This window comes from Mesorhizobium sp. WSM4810, from assembly GCF_055811235.1.
In genome coordinates, this window is sequence record NZ_JBVVQV010000092.1 from 1 (window position 1) to 694 (window position 694).

The window sequence follows — 694 nt, forward strand, 5'->3', positions numbered from 1 at the left end:
CCCCGCCCGATCAGGACGCTTCCTGCACTTCCTCGACTTGTGGCGTCACGGGTGCAGGATTAATGACGTAGGTGTTCGAGGTCAGGTCGCTTGTAGATCGGATGATGATACCGTCGTCTCTTAATCGGGCAAACGTTGCCCTTGCGATACGCATGGGCTTGCCTTTGGCATCTGCGGCGGTGACTTTGTTCGACCAAGGAACGTGAGTGATGGTGTCAACGCGCTTGAGAAAGCGCTTTTCCGTCTCGGTCAACTCGATCACGCGCGTTCCTCCATATCGTTGGCAGCGTTTGGTTGGCCGGTAACGCCGATGATGCGACTCCGTTCCAAGGACCCAAAGGCAGACAGGCGCATGGTCGCTGCGTATGTCCAGAAACTCACAGTGGACGACCTTGAGGCTAAGGGTTTCCTGCCGAAAGGCGCAGCAGAATAGCTATGCTCGTCACCGTCAGCCGGGAGGAGTGGAGAGCGGCTCTCTGCATCGACGAACCAAGCACTGGCCATCGAGCGTCGGCACAAACCCTACCGCTGGGATTAACGGCGAGTCGCACGCATTGCTGTACCGGCGGACGTACAGGGCATAGGTGTTCGGGCCGGTGGTCAGCACCGCCGAGCCATGGCTCTGGATTAGCGCCTGCGTCTGTTGGCAGGTCATGGCGCGGGTGTCCGGCCTGGCCTGGGCGAGGTTGGTGAA

At 59.7% G+C, this 694-nt stretch carries 2 protein-coding genes; both read right to left on the reverse strand.

From position 1 onward, the window contains the following. Positions 1 to 10: 10 nt before the first annotated feature. Positions 11 to 262, reverse strand: a complete 252-nt coding sequence (locus AC0L3O_RS35440) for a hypothetical protein (protein ID WP_287247135.1) — start codon at positions 260 to 262, stop codon at positions 11 to 13. 186 nt (positions 263 to 448) lie between these two features. After that, a partial coding sequence (locus tag AC0L3O_RS35445; RefSeq protein ID WP_473618158.1) for a hypothetical protein occupies positions 449 to 694 on the reverse strand: 246 nt, incomplete at its 5' end.